We start from the raw sequence: 19808 nt of genomic DNA on the forward strand, positions 1-19808 counted from the left end.
TGCGGAAAGCCTTTTTAGTGATTTATTTTACCGAAACCTTTTGCGGTTCCTGTGCTTTATCAAGATTGAATTCTGTATGAAGTACTTCCGCCGCTTTCAGCATTTGTGCTTCATCGACAACAGCGGATACCTTAATTTCTGATGTACTTACCATTTTGATTGGAATCTGATTGTTGGCCAGCGCTTCAAACATCTGGGCTGCTACACCCGGATTGGATATCATGCCTGAACCTACGATGGAGACTTTAGCCAGGCCGCTTTCATGTTCAATTGTGCTGAATCCAAGATCCTCACGATTATTCTGCAGTACCTCGATCGTATCCTCCAGGGATTCCTTCTTGATGGAGAAAGATAGATTGATCCTGCCCGTTTCTGTCTTACTCTGAATGATAATATCGACATTGATGTGATTTTTGGCAAGAGTAGTAAAAATGGAAGAAAGGCCAGTGATTTCATTTTGAAGCCCTAATACAGTCACCCTGATAATTTCTTCTTCAAATGCTACTCCTCGAACGATCAACCCTGTTTCCATTGAAACTTCCTCCTCAATCATTGTACCTTCTTGTTTTTCCATACTTGACCTTACTACCAGTGGAACTCCATGATTTTTGGCAAATTCCACTGCCCTGGGATGAAGAACACCGGCACCAAGATTAGCCAGTTCCAGCATTTCGTCATAAGCGACAGATGAAAGCTTTCGGGCATTCTTCACATATCTGGGATCAGAAGTATAAACTCCATCCACGTCTGTATATATATCGCATCGATCTGCATTCAGCGCTGCCGCAAGGGCTACAGCCGTCGTATCAGAACCGCCTCGTCCTAAGGTTGTAATCTCTCTGCTCTCTGACATTCCTTGAAATCCTGCAACTACCACAATACGGTTGTCTCTAAGGTTCTGCCGGACTCTGTCACTATTGATATTGGTGATACGGGCATTGCCATGTATGTCTTCCGTCTCAATGCCTGCCTGCCAGCCTGTCATAGAAACCGCGTCATAACCGGATTCAAGCAGCACCATCGTCAGCAGTGAGATGGTGATTTGTTCCCCTGTAGTAAGGAGCATATCCATTTCACGTTTGCTGGGTTTGGCAGACGCCTGATAAGCCAAATGGACAAGACCGTCCGTCGTTTTCCCCATAGCTGAAACCACAACCACTACTTCGTTGCCCCTGTTTTTCTCTTCGATTACACGGAGGGCGGCATTTTTGATTCTATCCATATCACCGACGGAGGTTCCTCCAAATTTCTGTACAATCAGTCCCACATTCTCGTCCTCTTTTCTTAAGTGTTTTTTTCTCTAAGTATAAGTTCAAGAATAACGGTCCATCACGAAAAACAAACCTCAATAAAAAAGGCAATGAGATAGTATCTCATTGCCTGTGAAATCGCAAAATTATGCAGGTTCCACGTGAGATAGCTCTCCAAGACTGTTAATCTTGACAATCCTGCATCTCTTAAACACAGAACCAGCGAAAACAGCCATGAGCCTATTCCCACTTCGGCGAATTTCCCTTTCAATGCCTGTCAAAAGAGCCCATACTCCTCGAGACATCTACTGATGAAAGTCCGCACCTCTATCACCACTTGTATAAAAGTGATAATTTTATAAAATTTTCATTCATTTTAACATAGAATACAAATGATGACAATCTATTTTTCTTTCTCATGGAGGGCGAGTATTCTGGAAGGAGCCAGATCCTTGGTGAATCATCTCTACCTCGAGCCAGCATTATAACTTCTTATTCTCCTGATCAGGATCGCTTCTTTTTCTACTCTCCTGACAATATTTCTCTCTATTCGGACGGGAATAGCTTCTTTTCCTACTCTCCCGGCCTATGTCGCCTTCTCTTCGGACGAGACTGACGACTTTGCTCACCTTCCCGACCGATGTCACCTTCACTTCGGACGAGACTGACGACTTTGCTCACTTTCCCGACCGATGTCGCCTTCACTTCGGACAGGACTGACGACTTTGCTCACTCTCCCGGCCTATGTCACCTTCACTTCGGACGGGACTGACGACTTTGCTCACTTTCCCGACCGATGTCGCCTTCACTTCGGACGGGACTGACGACTTTGCTCACTCTCCCGACCGATGTCGCCTTCACTTCGGACGGGAATGACGACTTTGCTCACTCTCCCGGCCGATGTCGCCTTCACTTCAAGTGAAACTCGCTTCTTTTCCTTCCGCTCTCCTTCTCCGCCAAGACAACAACATGCACCCCGCCATCTAGTAGTAGGGTGCAAGTTGTTTATTCCTTCAGTTTCTCCATCAATTCCTCGGCAGCTGCTTTTGGAAGCCCCGCTACAATCAGTTCCTCCATAGAAGCTTCTCTCATTTTCTTCATTGAGCCAAAAGTTTTCAGAAGCTGTTTTTTTCTTTTAGGACCAATGCCGCTAACTTCATCCAGCATAGAAGAAAAGGCGGTTTTACCTCTCAGCTGGCGGTGGAAGGTAATCGCAAATCTGTGCACTTCATCCTGGATTCTCTGCAGGAGATAAAATTCCTGGCTCCTTTTTTCTAGCGGAACGATTTCGAGCGGATTTCCATAAAGCAATTCAGATGTCTGATGCTTATCGTCCTTTGCCAGTCCGGCTACAGGAATATCGAGATTCAATTCCAATTCCAGCACTTCTTTTGCAGCGCCGATCTGGCCTTTCCCGCCATCAATGACGATTAAATCAGGGAGCGGTAGTCCTTCTTTCAGCACCCTGGAATACCTTCTTCTCACTACTTCACGCATAGAGTCATAATCGTCCGGCCCTTTTACAGACTTGATCTTGTACTTGCGGTACTCTTTCTTTTCCGGTTTGCCGTCAATGAAGACAATCATTGCCGAGACAGGGTCAGTACCCTGGATATTGGAGTTATCGAAGGCTTCGATTCGGTGAGGAGTATAAATGCCCATTGCCTCACCCAATTTGTCGATGGCCATGATTGTTCTTTCCTCGTCCCGCTCAATCAAGGAAAACTTTTCTTTCAGCGCAACCTCAGCATTCTTGCCTGCCAAATGGACCAGACTTTTCTTCTGTCCTCTCTTTGGCTGTGTCGTCCTGACATCCAGAAGTTCTGATACGATTGATTCGTCGATCCCTTCAGGAAGATTGATTTCCTTCGGTTTAAAATGATTGGCCTTGGTATAGAACTGGCCGATATATGTCAGGAATTCCTCTGCCGGTTCATCATAGATAGGGAACATAGAAACATCCCGCTCAATCAGTTTTCCTTGGCGGACAAAAAACACCTGAACACACATCCAGCCTTTATCAACCGCATAACCAAATATATCACGGTCTGTGAAGTCGGTCATGGTCATGGTCTGCTTTTCCATCGTCGCCTCGATATGCTGAATTTGATCGCGAAACTCTTTGGCACGTTCAAACTCGAGGTTCTCTGCAGCCGCGCCCATCTTTTCGTTAAGTTCCTTTTTAATTTCCTTATAACCGCCATTCAAGAACCGGGCAATCTCATTTGTCAGCTCTTTATACGTTTCTGATTCCACTTCATGGACACAAGGTGCGAGACACTGTCCCAGATGATAGTACAAGCATACCCGGTCAGGAAGGTTATCACATTTCCTTAGAGGATAGATCCGGTCGAGCAGCTTCTTCGTTTCATTTGCTGCCCCAGCATTAGGATATGGACCGAAATACCTGCCCTTATCTTTCTTGACATTGCGGGTGATAATCAATCGCGGATGTCTTTCTGCAGTCAGCTTGATAAACGGATAACTCTTGTCATCTTTCAGCATGACATTATATTTCGGATCATGTTTTTTAATTAAATTCAATTCAAGGATCAGCGCCTCCAAATTGGAAGACGTTATTATATATTCAAAGTCCTCGATCTCTCCGACGAGCCTTTGTGTTTTACCATCATGAGACCCTGTGAAATAGGACCTTACTCGATTCTTAAGCACTTTTGCCTTACCAACATAGATGATGGTCCCCTGTCTGTCTTTCATCAGGTAGCATCCCGGCTGATCCGGGAGCAGTGCCAGTTTGTTTGATATATTCTCGTTCATTACCCTCACCCCCTGCGGCTTACCAATAGACATAAGCTGTACCAGCTGGATACAAATGAAGATACCCTGTAAAAACAGCTTATAAATGAACGGAAATCAGTAAACTTTCTTCAATAATCATAGGCAATTAGCCCGCCAAGGTCAACTGGCGGGCTTCTGGCAAAAGAATACAATCCAGCAGGCCTGAAGGATTCTTTCTTATAGTTCACCAGGCAAGGAAGGCTGTCTGGAGCAGATCCTGTATAACATGTACCATTATCAATCATAAAAAAGGGCTGTTTTGGCATCTATTGTTGCTTTCTGAAAAATCCCATGTGCCGAATTTTTCCCCGGGGAAGAGCAGCTCTTTTCTTCTCGTAACTATCGTATTTTTTCCTTCTTGAGATCGATATTTATTCGGAATTAGTATCAAATAGCAACAAAGTTTACGAAAAGAGACTAAAAAAAGAAACGAGCCAATCGGCTCGTTTCTTCTTATTCATTAAGCATGTTTGTTCAATAATTCAGCAAGAGCTTCTTTAGGCTGGAAGCCGATGACTTTGTCAACTACTTCTCCATCTTTAAGGACAACTAGTGTCGGGATACTCATAACACCATAGTTTCCTGCAGTTTCTTGGTTTTCGTCAACGTCAACTTTGACGATTTTCACTTTATCGCCCATTTCGGAGTCAAGCTCTTCCAGAACTGGTGCAATCATTTTACAAGGTCCGCACCAAGGCGCCCAGAAATCAGCAAGTACTAAACCTGAACTTACTTCGTTTTTGAAATTTTGATCTGTTGCATTTGTGATAGCCATTTATATTCGCCTCCAATTATGTTTCAAAGTTACCGTCAGTATATCATCGTTCTTTTCATGATGCTATAAATATGCTCGCAGGTAATTTACCCTGTTTTGCCTTATTTATTCATCGTTGGCTCGAACTCAAGAGTATGGGAGTTCTGGATTTTCACTACAGCCGCTGGACCGCTGAATCCATACTCCTGAGCGCAAATCACCTGCGTTGAAGGTGATAAAGCAAGATAGCATTTCAGAAAAGGGTATCTTCAACAGATAATGACCACTATGGTACCTTTATATGGCGAAAATAGAAAATTAGTTCTTACCATATAAAGTGGAATGACTGATTTTAAGACGTCAGGAAATCCGTTCCTTCACTACTGCCTTAAGCAAATACACTTCTTTCAATCTCCTTCATAGCAAAGAAATACCCTTGCTTTGCCATCAATTCAGCAAATGTTCCGCTTTCCACAACCTGTCCTTTTTCCATCACAATAATTTGATCCATTTTCTCCAGTCCCGTTAAGCGGTGGCTGACCAGCACGAGTGTATCATCCGCTGCTTGTTTAAAAAGCTCTTCATAAATAATCTTCTCTGTCAGCGCATCTATTGAAGATGTAGGTTCGTCCAATATCCATAGACGCCCTCCCTTTAACATGGCACGGGCAATGGCAAGCCGCTGTTTTTCACCGCCTGACAAATTTTCCCCGCGTTCGAGAACTTCGCTGTCAAGATTAAAATGAGCTAACTGGACTTTTTCAAGGACTTTCATTAATTCTTCATCTGTTTTATCAGTTTGCGCCAATTTCAGGTTTTCCCGGATAGTTCCGTAAAAGAAATGGTTATCCTGCAATACTACGTTGGATTTCGACCAAAGATCGTGCTCATCCACATGAGTAAGCGGATGGTTTCCAATCCTAATCTCTCCTTCGGCAGCATGAAGCACTTTGAGCAGCATCATCAACACCGTTGATTTACCAGATCCACTGGGGCCAACAATAGCCGTTTTTGAACCCTCCGGCAACTGAAAGCTCACCTCATTCAACGCCCTGCGGCTTTCTCCTTCGAAGTGGTAAGACAACTCCTGGAATTCCACAGATAAAGATTGAGATTCTGGCAGCCTCGCGATTGGGGCAGAAGGTAAAACCGGCTCATCCTTTACTACAGAATACAAACGCCGGGAGGCTGTGCGGCTCTCTTCCAAATGGCCGGGCAGGGCTGCCATCGGAGCGGCATTTTCAAATACAGTCAAAGAGACCATAACAAGCATTGCCAAAAATACGCCTTCAAGCTGTCCTTCTGTCACGAAAAACGCACCAAGTGCAAGGACAACCCACGACACCATAAGAGATACTGCTGAATTTACAGACTGATTGAACATTAATTGAACGGATTCGCGCTCTTGCTCTTCGATATATTTTAGGGAGGAATCTTTCAACATCTCTTCTTTTTCCTCTAAACGCTGATACAATTTCAATTCCCGGAATCCATAGAAAATCTCTGCCGCTTCTGTAGAAAGGCTTCCTCTCCGCTCACGCAAACGATAATCCAGCCTGCGCTTTCTGTATGCAAATATTGCTGGCACAACCAGTGATGTCAGTATCAGCCCTATAACCATTACCAAAGCAATGTATACAGAGAAAAACATCATGAAGACTATCGTGCTTAAAAACACGATGACCAGGACAATGGGAGGGTAATACACACGCAGGAAAAAGTTTTGAAGACTCTCCACATCCCCTACAATCCTCGATAGCAAATCTCCACTCCGGTATTTTTGATAAATGCCGGGTGCCAGGGGTTCAAGCCTTTTAAAGAAATCAACTCTCAGGTTGCTTAAAATCGAAAAAGTGGCCCGATGGGAGTATAAACGTTCTCCATAACGGCTGCCAGCACGCGCCAGTCCAAAAAACTTCAATAAAGCAATCATGACAGTTAACGCATACAGAGGCGGAACGAAAGCCGCCTTGGAAATCAAGTATCCGCTGGAAGCAAAGAGGCCCACCGCTGTAATTCCCGCTAAAACCCCGAATAAAATCGAAAGCAGGATATCTTTTCTTTCACGGCCGACTTCCTTCATAACATGCATCAGATCTTTCATTCTGAATCCCCCCCCTGCTGAACTGACACCATGCTGCGATATTCCGAAACTTTTTCAATCAGTTCTTCATGTGTGCCGCTCCCTATTAACTCTCCATTTTCCATGAACAGAATCAAATCAGCATCTTTGATGGTATGCAGTCTATGAGCCACGGTGATGACCGTCGCCCTCTCTGAAAGCTCTTCGATCGATTTCTGTAAAATTCGTTCTGTTGTTAAATCCAGCCCTGTCGTCGGCTCATCAAATAAGATGACGGCAGGGTCCTTCAAGAAAGCCCTCGCAATGGCTAGACGCTGTTTCTCTCCTCCCGATAAGCCTCGGCCGCCTTCACCTACCCGGGTATCGTACCCCTGATCAAGCTCCTCAGCCATCTCTGACAATCCGGCTTTTTCAGCAGCTTTTACAATCTCCTGCCGGCTTGAGTGTTTTTTCGCTCCAATCGCAATGTTTTCTGCGATAGTACCTGAAAATACATAAGGTCTTTGGGAAATATAACTAATTTCATTCAACCAGGATTCTTCGGTATAGGTCGAAAGAGGCTGCTGATCAATTTCAATCTGTCCTTGAGAGGGAGCTGCAAGTCCGGCAAGCAAGTGAAGAAGAGTTGACTTTCCTGAACCGCTGCGCCCGACTACCGCCGTTTTTGTATAAGGTTTTATATCGGCAGAGAAGCTTTTTAATTGGAATCCCCCATCTTCATATTTAAAACCTATATCCTTTATGCTGATTGTAGGAGGAGTTGAAACCGCCAGTTCCTTCTCTCCCCATTTGACAGGGAGATCCGGTCTATCGAGCTCCTCCTTGATTTTATTTGCAGCACCCAGACTGCCTCTGCCCGTGTGAAAGGCACTGCCAAGTTCTTTGATCGCTGCATAAAACTCCGGTGCCAGGACCAGCAAAAAGAATGCAGTGAAGAATTCCACACTTTCAAAAACAACAAGCCGAAGTCCCAGTTCAAGGGCAATCAGACCGATTCCAAGCATGGAAATATACTCAAGCATCAAGGAAGAAATAAAGGCCACCTTCAGCACATCCATAGTGGCATCCCTAAAACCGTGACTGCTTTCCCGAATGGCCTCTTGTTGTCTCGCAGACTGCCCGAATAATTTCAAGGTCGTCAAGCCTTGAAGTGTGTCCAGAAACTTCCCGGAGAAAGCCGACATTTTCTCCAATTGCTCTTCTGATTTTTTCTGCGTTTTCATTCCGATAATGATAAAAAACAAGGGAATGAACGGGGCTGTAATCATCATCAGCAGCCCTGTTGAAATATGCTGGGTGAACGCGGCAGCAAGAATTATAAGCGGAATAATCGAGGTCTGGATGACCTGAGGTATGTAACGGCTGAAATAGCTGTCAATCTCATCCACTGCATCCAGAATAACGCTCACCTTTCGACCGGACTGGCCTTGAAGAGAAGCCTGAATTGGATTCCTAGTGAATTTAGCCAGCAGCCTCTGCCGAAAGCTGTCTTTCACCTTAGAAGCCATCCTTGCACCTGCTCGTCCGCTGCCAAAGTTCAGCAAGACCCTGACCAGCAGCACAAGCGCTAGCCAGCCCAAAAAAGGAACTACATCCGTGAATGTTTGTCCTTGAAGGAAGACCCGGTCAACCACAGTCACAATTAAATATGCCTGAGTGATGATACTTAACCCTGTAAGGATTGCTGTGATTCCCAAAAATATTAATGTTCTTCTATGGTGTTTCAAAAATGGGTTTAATATATTCATATTTTAAAAATCTCCTATCTTAAAAGAAGAATCTGCTTAGAATGTTTGTGAATATATTCACAATTTTATAATGTCATTATACATAATTATCAGGAGAAATTCATCTGAGAGGGTTTGAGCGACTAGATTCTTCGCTATGTACCTTTTAATATTGGATGTATTGTTAGTCTTCATTGTACAATGCCAGCTTGCTCTTATTGCCAGCCGTTATCTCGGCACTTCCTCTTCCTTAATAGGCGGTATACTCCCTAAAATAATATATAAAAACAGAATTTTTTTACACGACTATTATATTTGTCTTTGAGCCGCTCATTCTTAGAAACCAGTACAGAGCTCTACTTCTCTCTATTCCTTAAAAAAACAATATAGAAACCCCAGAAACACACAAAAAAGCACCCGTCACTTTCACGGATGCTTTCTCTATTTTAATTAAAATCATTTTTCAAAATGAATTTCAAAGTCAGCTTACAGACTGTTGATTAAGAAGAAGAAACCTTTAATTTCTTGAATTCTTCCGTCAACATCGGTACCACTTCGAACAAGTCTCCCACGATTCCGTAGTCTGCTACATTGAAGATGCTTGCTTCAGGATCTTTGTTGATGGCAACAATCACCTTGGAGTTGGACATACCGGCCAAATGCTGAATGGCACCTGAGATACCGCAGGCAATATACAAGTCAGGAGTAACAACCTTACCCGTCTGCCCGATTTGCAGTGAGTAATCGCAATAGTCCGCATCACATGCACCACGAGAAGCCCCAACAGCTCCGCCTAATACATCGGCAAGCTCTTTTAGCGGGCCGAAGCCATCTGTGCTTTTCACCCCGCGCCCTCCTGCGATGACGACTTTCGCTTCAGACAGATCTACACCATCCGTTGCTTTTCGGACAACATCTTTGATGATTGCACGAAGGTCCTTGATATCCACAGAAACAGAACTTACATCACCACTTCTGGATTCATCTTTTTCAAGTGGATCAATATTGTTCGGGCGGATTGTCGCGAAAATCAATCCGTCTGTTACAATTTTCTTTTCAAATGCTTTACCGGAAAAGATCGGGCGTGTGAATACTAGGTTTCCGCCTGCCTCTTCAAGAGAAGTGGCATCGGAAATCAGACCTGAACCTAATTTGCTCGCAATCTTAGGAGCAAGATCTTTTCCAAGTGCTGTGTGGCCAAAAATGATTCCCTCTGGGCTTTCCTGATCAAGGACAGCCATCAATGCTTGAGAATAACCATCGGAAGTATACTGCTCCAGCTTTTCATCCTCAACCACGATTACGCGGTCAGCTCCATATTGAATCAATTCATTTCCTAAAGCGCTTACAGAACTGCCTAATAAAACTCCAACTACTTCTCCGCCCTCAGCAATTGTCTTACCTGCAGCAATTGCTTCGAAAGAAACGTTTCTCAATGCGTTGTCACGCGCTTCTCCAAGTACCAATACTTTTCTTGCCATGTCCGATTACCTCCTGAGTGAATGATCTGTTGATTGTATTTTAGGATCGTTCGCTTATAGCTGCTTTTAGCAGGTCAGCGGCTTTTCCCTTGTATTAAACGACTTTGGCTTGTGTGTGAAGCAGTCCGACCAGTTCTTTCACTTGGTCTTCAAGCTCACCTTCAAGGATTTTACCCGCTTCCTTCTCAGGCGGCAGGAAGATTTCAATCGTTTTTGTCTTTGCCTCAACATCTTCTTCTTCAAGATCTAAATCATCGATTTCAATTTCATCTAATGGTTTCTTCTTTGCTTTCATGATACCAGGCAAAGAAGGGTATCTCGGTTCATTCAGCCCCTGCTGTGCTGTTACGAGTAAAGGAAGTGATGTTTCGATTGTTTCGGAATCGCCTTCTACGTCGCGGACAACCGTTACAGTTCCTCCGTTGATTTCAAGGCTTGTGATAGTGGTTACATAAGGGATATCCAGTTGTTCCGCTACTCGTGGTCCAACCTGGCCTGATCCGCCATCAATGGCAACATTTCCGGCAAGGATTAAATCTGCTTCCTTGTCTTTTAAGTATTCGGCAAGGATTTTGGCTGTAGTGAATTGATCGCCGTTTTCCACATCATCTTCTGTGTTGATGAGTACCGCTTTATCAGCTCCCATTGCCAGAGCAGTACGAAGCTGTTTCTCACCTTCTTCACCGCCGACAGTGACAACTGTGATTTCTCCGCCGTGCTCGTCACGGACCTGGATTGCTTCCTCTATCGCATATTCATCGTAAGGATTGATGATGAATTCCGCACCATCTTCACTGATTTGGCCATTTGAAATACTGATTTTTTCTTCAGTATCGAAAGTTCTTTTCATTAATACGTAGATGTTCATTTCTAGTTCCCTCCTAAAATTTCAAACTTTCAATCGGTTAAAAAGATTGAAAATATTTAAAGTAAAAATTTTTACCTGTGATTCAAGGAAAAGCCGGGAGCCCGGCTTATCTGCCCTTGAATTCAGGTGTACGCTTTTCAATGAATGCCTTGATGCCTTCCTGGCCATCCTCGGAAACGAATACATCTCCGAATAACTCCGCTTCCCGTCTGACACCCTCATAAAAGCGTTCATGTTTGGAAAAGCTCAGAAGTTCCAAAGCAGCTTTCATTGCCACAGGGCTCTTCTTCGCAATACTGAACGCCATTTCTTTCGCATGCTGAAGGACTTCATCATCCGGGTATGCTCTATTGGCCAATCCCCATTGAACCGCTTCCTTTCCGGAAATTGGTTCACTTGTGAGCAGCATCTCCGCGGCCTTCGCAGATCCGACAAACTTAGCAAGGCGCTGAGACCCGGCAAATCCGGGAACAAGCCCTAACTGCAGCTCAGGAAGCCCCAGTTTCGCATTTTCACCGACAAGGCGGATATGGCAGCCCATCGCCAGTTCAAGGCCCCCTCCCAATGCAGCACCATGAATGGCGGCAATGATTGGTTTAGGGAAATTTTCCATGCGTTCAAAAAGGTCCTGGCCTCTTTTGGAAAGCTTCGAGAAATCCTCTCCGCTTTCCACTTTTGTGAACTCTTTAATATCTGCTCCTGCAGAAAAGAATCTGCCTTCACCATGCAGCAGGATGACTCTTGCTTCTTCATTCTTCTCCAGCTCATCCATCAGTTCGTCCAGTTCGATAATTAAGTCACTGGCAAGAGCATTTGCAGGAGGACGCTGAATTGTAACGAACGCTGCCTGATTTTCAATCTTGAAACTTAGATACTGCATCTAGTCTTCCTCCCTTACACAATACTTCAGTTCCTTGAACCGCAGCCGTTCAGCAGCAGTTTATGTATCGCAGGAACTTGTGCTGCCAGGTCATATTTTTGTTCATTCATGACCCAATTGGTAAGCATTTCATCGATAGTGCCGAAAATCATCTGTCGTGCAAGGCGTATATCGAGATCTTTCGAAAATTCCCCTGACTGGATGCCTTCTATCAAAATCTTGTCTATGACGGTCAGGTAGCCTTTAAGGACCTCATTGATTTTCAAACGTATGTCCTTGTTGGACTGCCTCAGCTCCAGCTGGGTGACGATTGCCAGATGGTGGTCTTCCGACAAAATCTTACAATGATTTTCTATCATCACTAATAACTTCTCCGCTGCTGTGCGTTTTCCTGCTATAACTTCTTCAATTTTTTCGACAAACATTCCCATCTTTTCACGAAAAAGTGAAATCAGGATATCTTCTTTATTTTTGAAGTAAAGATATATGGTTCCATCCGCTACCCCGGCCTGTTTTGCTATCCTTGAAACCTGGGCCTGGTGGTATCCATTTTCAGCAATCACTATTACAGCGGCATCAATAATTTGTTTGTACTTCGGTTTGTCTCTTTTCATATCATGCCCTGCCTCTAAGAAATAATGAATGACTATTCATTCATAAATTCATCATAAAATGCGAGAGAAAAAAAGTCAAGAAGAATATCCTTGTCCACATCTCTTTTAAAAAGAAAGGCCTGGTGGCCGCCTCAATGATTTTTCCATTACCTATTCTAGTATGAAGTTGTGTATTTTCCAAATGAAATTAACCGAGTTTTTCATCGTTCTCTTTTAATTTGTTTTTTTCCTCATCGACCAAGGCCCTTCGCAGGATTTTACCTACAGCCGTTTTCGGAAGTTCATCACGGAATTCATAAATTCTTGGTACTTTGTAAGCAGCAAGATGCTTCCTTGCAAATGAATCCAGATCTTCCTCCGTCAGTTTGGAATTCTCCTTAAGGACAATGTATGCCTTTACGGTTTCACCTCGGTAAGGATCGGGAATCCCCGCTGCGACAACCTCTTGAACGTCAGGGTGTTCATACAGTACTTCTTCAATTTCCCTTGGATAAATGTTGAAGCCTCCGGCAATGATCATATCTTTCTTCCGGTCCACTACGTAGAAATAGCCTCGTTCATCCATATATCCCAGGTCACCTGTAAGCAGCCATCCATCTTTCAGAGTCATTTCTGTTTCTTCCGGACGGTTCCAATAGCCTTTCATGACTTGCGGACCTTTCACGCAAATTTCGCCGATTTCATTCGGAGGAAGCTTTTCGCCGGTTTCCATTGAAAAAACAGCTGCATCTGTATCAGGCCAAGGTATGCCTATGCTTCCTTTCACCCTTTCCCTGTCCCACAGGAAGTTGGAGTGAGTGACAGGCGACGATTCAGTCAGTCCGTAGCCTTCCACTAATTTTCCGCCGGTTACTTCTTCAAATTTCTGCTGTACTTCCACAGGAAGCGGGGCAGAGCCGCTGATACAAGAGTCAATGGAAGATAAGTCGTACTTCTTCAAATTAGGATGATTCAATAACCCAATGTAAATGGTCGGTGCACCAGGAAACAAAGTAGGCTTTTGCTTCTGGATTGTTTTCAGCGTGGTTTCTGCATCAAATTTAGGAAGCAGCACCATTTTGTATCCCTGCATGACAGAAAGGATCATGACGGTGGTCATACCATATACATGAAAGAATGGGAGAATGCCGAGAACAATTTCTTCTCCTTTTTTACACTTGTAAAGCCAGGTGTCGCACATCATGGCATTGGAAACAAGATTTTTATGAGTCAGCATGACTCCTTTGGGAAATCCTGTTGTTCCTCCCGTATATTGAAGCAGTGCCAGGTCTTCTTCAAAATCAAGTGGAATATCAATAGGAGTGCTATCCGCCGTTTTCATGATATCTGTAAAAAGATGATTCTTCTCAGATGGCTCTACCTTCACGACAATGTTATACTGCTTCTTTTGAATAAAAGGATAAATCAAATTCTTAGGAAACGGCAGATAGTCTTTGATAGCGGTTACAATTACATGCTGCAAAGAAGTCTCTTTCATTACTTTTGTCACCTTTGGAAAAAGGATATCCATTGTAAGGATGACTTTGGCACCTGAATCCTTCATCTGATACTCGATTTCCCTCTCCATATAGAGCGGATTAGTTTGAACGACGACTCCTCCTGCGTAAAGGACTCCATAATAGCCAATGACTGATTGCGGGGTGTTAGGCAGCATGATTGCCACCCGGTCCCCTTTTTCAACTCCCAGAGTTTTGAGGTAATTGGCAAACTTCAATGCGGAATTATAAAGGTCCCGGTAGTTGATTTCCTTTCCCATGAAGTGGATAGCGGACTTATCGGGATAAAGTTCTGCTGCTTTCGTCAGATAGTCCTGCAGCGGCTTAGGTGTATAATCCAGTTCTTTCTTGATTTCTTCCGGATATAATTCCAGCCATGGTTTTTCCATAATGTTTCCCCCCTTTTTAATTTTTAGAAAATTTTAATTCTTTATGCTATTATAGTATATCTTTACTATTGATACAATTTCAATTCCTTTAATAAACCATGTATATTTCAAAAATATGAAAAAGAGAACGGCAGCAGCCGCTCTCCTTTTTGCCCTTTACACGAAGAAAACCATGTAAAGGATACCCACAATTATAAACACGGCACAAAGTCCCAATAATACTTTTGCTAATGTTTCCATTTCTCTCTCCTTATGAGATGCCCGCTCCTATGACATAAGACAGGCCGACTGAAATGACAAGGGAAATAAACCCTACTGCCCGATTGTCTTTCTCTATTTCTTCATCAATTTTAAACTTAGGTGTCATAAATTCATAAATGAAGTACCCGGTTAAAAGCAGGAAGAAACCAAAAACTCCCCACCCGATGGTTGTAATCAAAGTATCGTTTTCAGCAATCGAATGCCTGAAGATATTGGCGATACCAAAAATCTTTCCGCCTGTAGCCATAGCCACCGCTATGTTTCCTTTTTTTATTTCTTCCCAATTGTTGTACTTCGTAACAAGTTCGAAAATGGAAAGGAACAGCACAAGAAACAGTACGACAACACTGTAATAACCAGCCGTCTGAATAAATTCATTTTCCCAAAAGTTTTCCATCCCTAAACACCCTTAAATGATTTAATGTATAAAAAGTGAAAGCGGCCTGATCAGCCCCGACAGGCAAATGTTCTCAAGGGAATAAAAGGCGGTTTTTCCTTTTATTCTCTTGAGGTTATTTGACCCCGAGGGGCTAGGCGCTGGAACTAGATTGCATAAAAAGTGAAAGCGGCCTGATCAGCCCCGACAGGCAAATGTTCCAAAGAGAAAAAAAGGCGGTTTTTCCTTTTATTCTCTCCGTGTTATTTGACCCTGGGGGGGCTAAGTCCGTTCCAGTGGGTACGGGCCCTCGGCCGCTGAACTGGAATGCATAAACAGCGGAAGCTCCCGCCAGCTCAAGGCCCGCTTCTCTACTTAAATTCCACTACACTGACACCGGTTCCGCCTTCGCCCGCTTCGCCAAGACGGACCCTTTTGACAGAGCGGTGGTTTTTCAAGTATTCCTGCACTCCCTGCCTGAGAGCGCCGGTTCCTTTACCATGGATGATGGAAACACGGGGATATCCTGCCAATAAGGCATCATCGATATACTTTTCGACTCTGGACAGGGCATTTTCAAATCTTTCTCCCCTAAGATCCAGTTCCAAGCCTACGTGAAAATCTTTTCCTTTGACAGTAGCCAGCGGTTTGGTTTCAACCTTTTTCTCTGCCTGGATGAACTCAAGATCGGATTCTTTTACCTTCATCTTCATGATTCCCATTTGAACCTGCCACTCTTTTGAGGATACTTTTTCAACCAGATGCCCTTTTTGGTCGAACGTAAGGACCTTCACTTCGTCTCCCGGTTTTAGCTCCCGTTGGCTCGAAGCGGCTTTTTTCGGTTTGCTTCTGTCCAGGTTCGGCGCAGCGCCTTCAATTCTTTTCCTGGCATCGATCAGCTCATGCTCTTTAACATCAGCGCTTTTTTCCAGCCTCATTTTCCTGAGGTCCCTGATAACGCCTTCTGCTTCTTCTTTTGCTTTCTCAACGACTTGAGAGGCTTTCACCTCGGCTTTTTCATATAAGCTGTCACGCTTATCATAAAACTCCATCATTTGTTTCTGCATGTCTTTATGCATCTTATCCGCTTGCTTTAGAAGTTCATGTGCTTCATCATAATCAGCTTCAGCATCTTTCCTGCTTTTCTCGAGAGAAGCAATCATATTTTCAATTTCTTTGCTGTCTGTTCCGATGTGTGATTTGGCGCGGTGAATGACCCTGTCGGCCAATCCAAGCCGCTTGGAGATCTCAAACGCATTGCTTCGGCCCGGGACTCCGATCAGAAGCTTATAGGTTGGACTCAGGGATTCTACATCAAATTCCACACTGGCATTGATGACACCTTCCCGGTTATAGCCATAAGCCTTCAGTTCAGGATAGTGGGTAGTAGCAACGACTTTCGCACCTCTTTGATGTACTTCATCCAGGATGGAAATCGCCAGCGCCGCCCCTTCCTGCGGATCTGTTCCAGCACCAAGCTCATCGAAAAGAACCAGGCTTTCGTGGTCGACTTTGTTTAGGATATCCACAATATTCACCATATGTGAAGAGAAGGTACTCAAACTTTGCTCTATCGACTGTTCATCACCGATATCAGCGTAGACATTTTGAAAAACACCGAGCTCGGAGCCGTCCAAAGCAGGAATCTGCAGTCCCGCCTGCCCCATCAATGTCAGCAGCCCGACAGTTTTCAATGTCACTGTTTTACCACCAGTATTCGGGCCGGTGATGACTATCGAACTGAAGTCTTTGCCTAATTCAATATCATTGGCGACTGCTTCCTCAATCGTGAGCATCGGATGCCGCGCCCTGTTCAATTTCAGTACTTGTTCGCCATTAATCTCAGGCTTAGTACCTTTAATGGACTTTCCGTACTTTGCTTTAGTAAACATAAAATCTATATCGGCCAGTGTGGCGACAATCGTTAATAAATCCTCAGAATATCCGCTGACCTCTACCGTCAATTCGGTAAGGATTCTTTCGATTTCGAGCCCTTCTTTCAGCTTTAATTCACGCAATGCGTTATTAAGCGTCACAATAACCTCAGGCTCAATGAAAAGGGTCTGGCCTGAAGATGACTGGTCATGAATGATGCCTCCATAATTTCCGCGGTATTCCTGCTTTACCGGGATAACATACCGGTCATTCCTTATTGTGATGATCGCGTCAGAAAGCATTTTCTGCGCATTGCTGGATCGGATCATTCTTTCAAGTTTTTCTCTTATCCGGCCCTCATTTGCCCTGATCTGCGAGCGGATCTGCCTTAAGGAATCACTGGCAGAATCCAGAATTCCCCCATTTTCGTCGACGACCGCTCTGATTTTATGTTCAAGAGGGGTTAAAACCGTCATCTCGCTGACTTTTTCAGAAAGGATCGGAAGCTCTATTTCTTCCTCTCTCAGATCCTCCATGAAAAGCCTGATCTGCCTGCTGGCATAAATGGTGCTCGCTACCTGCACAAATTCCTGAGGGCTGAGCATGCCGCCGATTGTAGCGCGTTTCACAGCAGGACGGATATCAAAGATCCCTCCCAGCGGTGCATGGCCTTTTAGTCTCAGAATGCTGGCCGCTTCATCTGTCTCTTCCTGTATTCTGATTACTTCTTCCAGTGTTGTGGAAGGCTGAAGAGCTTCTGCCTTTTCTCTTCCAAGTGCAGAAGCGGCAAAGCCTGAAAGAAGTTCTTTTACCTTATTAAATTCCAACGTCCTTAATACTTTATCATTCATGGAGTATACTCCTCCCTAACTATCCATCATTTCTATTTAAGAATTTCAACAGGTCATCACTCTCATAGGTGTTGATGACCGAACTTGATTTTACCCAGCCTCTTCTTGCTGCACCGACGCCAACTTCCATGAATTGAAGATGGTCCATGCTGTGGGCATCTGTATTGATGACAATCTTGACGCCGGCTTCCTCTGCCTTTTTGATATTTTCAGAAGACAAGTCCAGACGGTTTGGATTAGCATTAAGTTCAAGCGCAGTGCCAGTCTCTTTTGCCAGTTCGATCAGCATATCCACATCCACATCATAACCTTCCCTCCTGCCGATGATCCTTCCAGTCGGGTGGGCGATGATATCGACATGAGCACTCTTAAGAGCTGTCTTCAGACGATCCATTATTTTATCACGTGACTGTGTAAAACTGGAGTGTATGGAAGCAATCACGAGATCCATCTGTTGGAGCACTTCATCTTCGTAATCCAGTGTACCGTCCGGGAGAATATCCATTTCGATACCTGAAAGGATTGTAATATCATCATATTTATCATTTAATTGGCTGATTTCTTCCCGTTGTTTCAATAGTCTTTCGGCAGTCAGTCCGTTCGCTACTTTAAGATACTGCGAGTGATCAGTGAATGCCATATATTTATACCCTTTTTCTCTGCAAGCCTCAACCATTTCCTCCAATGAATGGGCGCCATCTGTCCAGGTGGAGTGCATATGAAGGTCGCCTTGGATGTCCTTCAATTCAACCAGCCCATAGTCTTTGGTATAGCGGTCGATTTCTCTGCCATCTTCCCTCAGTTCAGGCGGAATCCACGGCAGGCCGAAATGGCTGAAGAATTCCTCTTCAGAACGGAATGTCGCAATGCCACCCGTTTCAGCATTTTCGACTCCGTACTCACTGATCTTTTCGCCTCTTTCCTTCGCGATCTGCCTCATTCGGACATTATGATCCTTTGAGCCAGTAAAGTGATGGAGAGCAGTTGCAAACTCTTCCGGTTTTACAAGTCTGAAATCCACGGATACTTCCCATTCGTATAGAAAAGTAAGCGAGATTTTTGTATCTCCCGCTGCCGCAGAATCTTTTATATCCGGAAGACTCATAATCTGTTCCTTCACTGTCTGGACATCATCCACGGCAATGATGAAATCCAAGTCTTTGACAGTTTCCCTCATCCGTCTTAAACTTCCAGCTCGTGAAAATTCTTTAACTCCCTTCATTCCTGAAAGAGTCTGTTCGATTTTCTCAGCAATCGGAAGCATATAAGCAATCGGAAGACGGTCCGGCTGCGAGCCAGCACTTTCAATCGCCTGAAGGATTTTTTCTTCCGTCTTCTTGCCGAAACCGGACAAGGCCGAAACTTTGCCCGCCTCGCAGACATCCTTCAAATCCTCTATGTTCGTGACGTTCAGCTCCTGATAGAGCTTGGCAATCTTCTTCCCGCCAAGGCCAGGCAGTTTCAACAGGGGAACAAGGCCTTCTGGAACTTCTTTCTGAAGGTCCTCCAGAACATTTGATTTCTCATCAGTGATGTATTCTTCAATGACAGCTGCTGTTCCTTTTCCAATTCCATTTATCTCTGTGAATGATTGGATTTCACTCAAGCTTCTGTCGTCCGTTTCAAGCGCATTGGCCGCTTTTCTGAATGCAGATACCTTAAACGTGTTCTCGCCTTTCAATTCCATATATATAGCAATTGTTTCAAGTAGTTTTATAATATTCTTTTTGTTGACAGCCATTCGATCACCCTCTTATTAAAATTTGTCAGAGTAATGTCTATTTCTTTTGAGACTCTATTTTCAGACTCCAATACTAATACTATCAGAATACGGTCACAAAGGGAAAAAGAGATACCTTGGATGAGAGAGAATGGTTTGATGGGTGAAGGGTCTGGGGTGATATGGGGTAGTATATTTTATTGATTGAATTACGGAGAGTTGTACTTAGATTTAGGGTTCTGCTATTTCAGGGTCGGTTGCGGGCTGGATATGCTGTCTTTTTCAGATTACATAGGACTATATTTTGGGAAACGTGCCGTTTTTTTTTTTTGGGGGGTGGCATTTTAGGTGCATTCCCGAAGTAAACACCAATAAGTCAGGGAT

General features: G+C 44.1%; 14 protein-coding genes and 1 riboswitch. All 14 genes read right to left on the minus strand.

Annotated features, from left to right (window positions below; translation table 11 throughout):
• Positions 1–22: 22 nt before the first annotated feature.
• On the minus strand, positions 23–1267 hold the full coding sequence (locus FZC79_RS04130; RefSeq protein WP_148945585.1) for an aspartate kinase: 1245 nt from the start codon (positions 1265–1267) through the stop codon (positions 23–25).
• 142 nt (positions 1268–1409) lie between these two features.
• A riboswitch (Lysine riboswitch) is annotated at positions 1410–1588 on the minus strand.
• A 667-nt stretch (positions 1589–2255) separates the two neighbouring features.
• On the minus strand, positions 2256–4028 hold the full coding sequence (gene uvrC / locus FZC79_RS04135; RefSeq protein WP_148945586.1) for an excinuclease ABC subunit UvrC: 1773 nt from the start codon (positions 4026–4028) through the stop codon (positions 2256–2258).
• Positions 4029–4138: 110 nt separating this feature from the next.
• Positions 4139–4315, minus strand: a complete 177-nt coding sequence (locus FZC79_RS22960) for a hypothetical protein (protein WP_187442639.1) — start codon at positions 4313–4315, stop codon at positions 4139–4141.
• A gap of 194 nt (positions 4316–4509) precedes the next feature.
• A complete protein-coding gene (gene trxA, locus FZC79_RS04140) occupies positions 4510–4824 on the minus strand; it encodes a thioredoxin (protein WP_148937873.1) in 315 nt (104 codons plus the stop codon).
• A 367-nt stretch (positions 4825–5191) separates the two neighbouring features.
• Entirely contained in the window at positions 5192–6907 is a 1716-nt protein-coding gene (cydC, locus tag FZC79_RS04145) for a thiol reductant ABC exporter subunit CydC (protein WP_148945587.1), read from the minus strand.
• Positions 6904–8634, minus strand: a complete 1731-nt coding sequence (gene cydD, locus FZC79_RS04150) for a thiol reductant ABC exporter subunit CydD (RefSeq protein ID WP_148945588.1) — start codon at positions 8632–8634, stop codon at positions 6904–6906. Before cydD ends, cydC begins: the two co-directional genes overlap by 4 nt.
• Before the next feature lie 479 nt (positions 8635–9113).
• Positions 9114–10094, minus strand: coding sequence for an electron transfer flavoprotein subunit alpha/FixB family protein (locus tag FZC79_RS04155; RefSeq protein WP_148945589.1), 981 nt, complete (start codon positions 10092–10094; stop codon positions 9114–9116).
• A 94-nt stretch (positions 10095–10188) separates the two neighbouring features.
• Positions 10189–10962, minus strand: a complete 774-nt coding sequence (locus tag FZC79_RS04160; RefSeq protein ID WP_148945590.1) for an electron transfer flavoprotein subunit beta/FixA family protein — start codon at positions 10960–10962, stop codon at positions 10189–10191.
• Between the two features lie 106 nt (positions 10963–11068).
• A complete protein-coding gene (locus tag FZC79_RS04165; protein WP_148945591.1) occupies positions 11069–11842 on the minus strand; it encodes an enoyl-CoA hydratase in 774 nt (257 codons plus the stop codon).
• A 26-nt stretch (positions 11843–11868) separates the two neighbouring features.
• Entirely contained in the window at positions 11869–12456 is a 588-nt protein-coding gene (locus FZC79_RS04170) for a TetR/AcrR family transcriptional regulator (RefSeq protein ID WP_148945592.1), read from the minus strand.
• A 187-nt stretch (positions 12457–12643) separates the two neighbouring features.
• On the minus strand, positions 12644–14341 hold the full coding sequence (locus FZC79_RS04175; RefSeq protein ID WP_148945593.1) for a long-chain-fatty-acid--CoA ligase: 1698 nt from the start codon (positions 14339–14341) through the stop codon (positions 12644–12646).
• Between the two features lie 250 nt (positions 14342–14591).
• Entirely contained in the window at positions 14592–14999 is a 408-nt protein-coding gene (locus FZC79_RS04180; protein WP_148945594.1) for a DUF350 domain-containing protein, read from the minus strand.
• Positions 15000–15349: 350 nt separating this feature from the next.
• A complete protein-coding gene (locus FZC79_RS04185; RefSeq protein WP_148945595.1) occupies positions 15350–17704 on the minus strand; it encodes an endonuclease MutS2 in 2355 nt (784 codons plus the stop codon).
• A 19-nt stretch (positions 17705–17723) separates the two neighbouring features.
• A complete protein-coding gene (gene polX, locus FZC79_RS04190) occupies positions 17724–19445 on the minus strand; it encodes a DNA polymerase/3'-5' exonuclease PolX (protein WP_148945596.1) in 1722 nt (573 codons plus the stop codon).
• Positions 19446–19808: the final 363 nt, after the last annotated feature.

The sequence above is a fragment of the Rossellomorea vietnamensis genome, assembly GCF_008180615.1.
In the GTDB taxonomy this organism is placed as follows: domain Bacteria; phylum Bacillota; class Bacilli; order Bacillales; family Bacillaceae_B; genus Rossellomorea; species Rossellomorea vietnamensis_D.

Coding starts and splice junctions, on each gene's coding strand:
- uvrC (WP_148945586.1), bottom strand. CDS start 4,028: ATGAACGAGAATATATCAAACAAACTGGCACTGCTCCCGGATCAGCCG.
- FZC79_RS22960 (WP_187442639.1), bottom strand. CDS start 4,315: ATGCCAAAACAGCCCTTTTTTATGATTGATAATGGTACATGTTATACA.
- trxA (WP_148937873.1), bottom strand. CDS start 4,824: ATGGCTATCACAAATGCAACAGATCAAAATTTCAAAAACGAAGTAAGT.
- cydC (WP_148945587.1), bottom strand. CDS start 6,907: ATGAAAGATCTGATGCATGTTATGAAGGAAGTCGGCCGTGAAAGAAAA.
- cydD (WP_148945588.1), bottom strand. CDS start 8,634: ATGAATATATTAAACCCATTTTTGAAACACCATAGAAGAACATTAATA.
- FZC79_RS04155 (WP_148945589.1), bottom strand. CDS start 10,094: ATGGCAAGAAAAGTATTGGTACTTGGAGAAGCGCGTGACAACGCATTG.
- FZC79_RS04160 (WP_148945590.1), bottom strand. CDS start 10,962: ATGAACATCTACGTATTAATGAAAAGAACTTTCGATACTGAAGAAAAA.
- FZC79_RS04165 (WP_148945591.1), bottom strand. CDS start 11,842: ATGCAGTATCTAAGTTTCAAGATTGAAAATCAGGCAGCGTTCGTTACA.
- FZC79_RS04170 (WP_148945592.1), bottom strand. CDS start 12,456: ATGAAAAGAGACAAACCGAAGTACAAACAAATTATTGATGCCGCTGTA.
- FZC79_RS04175 (WP_148945593.1), bottom strand. CDS start 14,341: ATGGAAAAACCATGGCTGGAATTATATCCGGAAGAAATCAAGAAAGAA.
- FZC79_RS04180 (WP_148945594.1), bottom strand. CDS start 14,999: ATGGAAAACTTTTGGGAAAATGAATTTATTCAGACGGCTGGTTATTAC.
- FZC79_RS04185 (WP_148945595.1), bottom strand. CDS start 17,704: ATGAATGATAAAGTATTAAGGACGTTGGAATTTAATAAGGTAAAAGAA.
- polX (WP_148945596.1), bottom strand. CDS start 19,445: ATGGCTGTCAACAAAAAGAATATTATAAAACTACTTGAAACAATTGCT.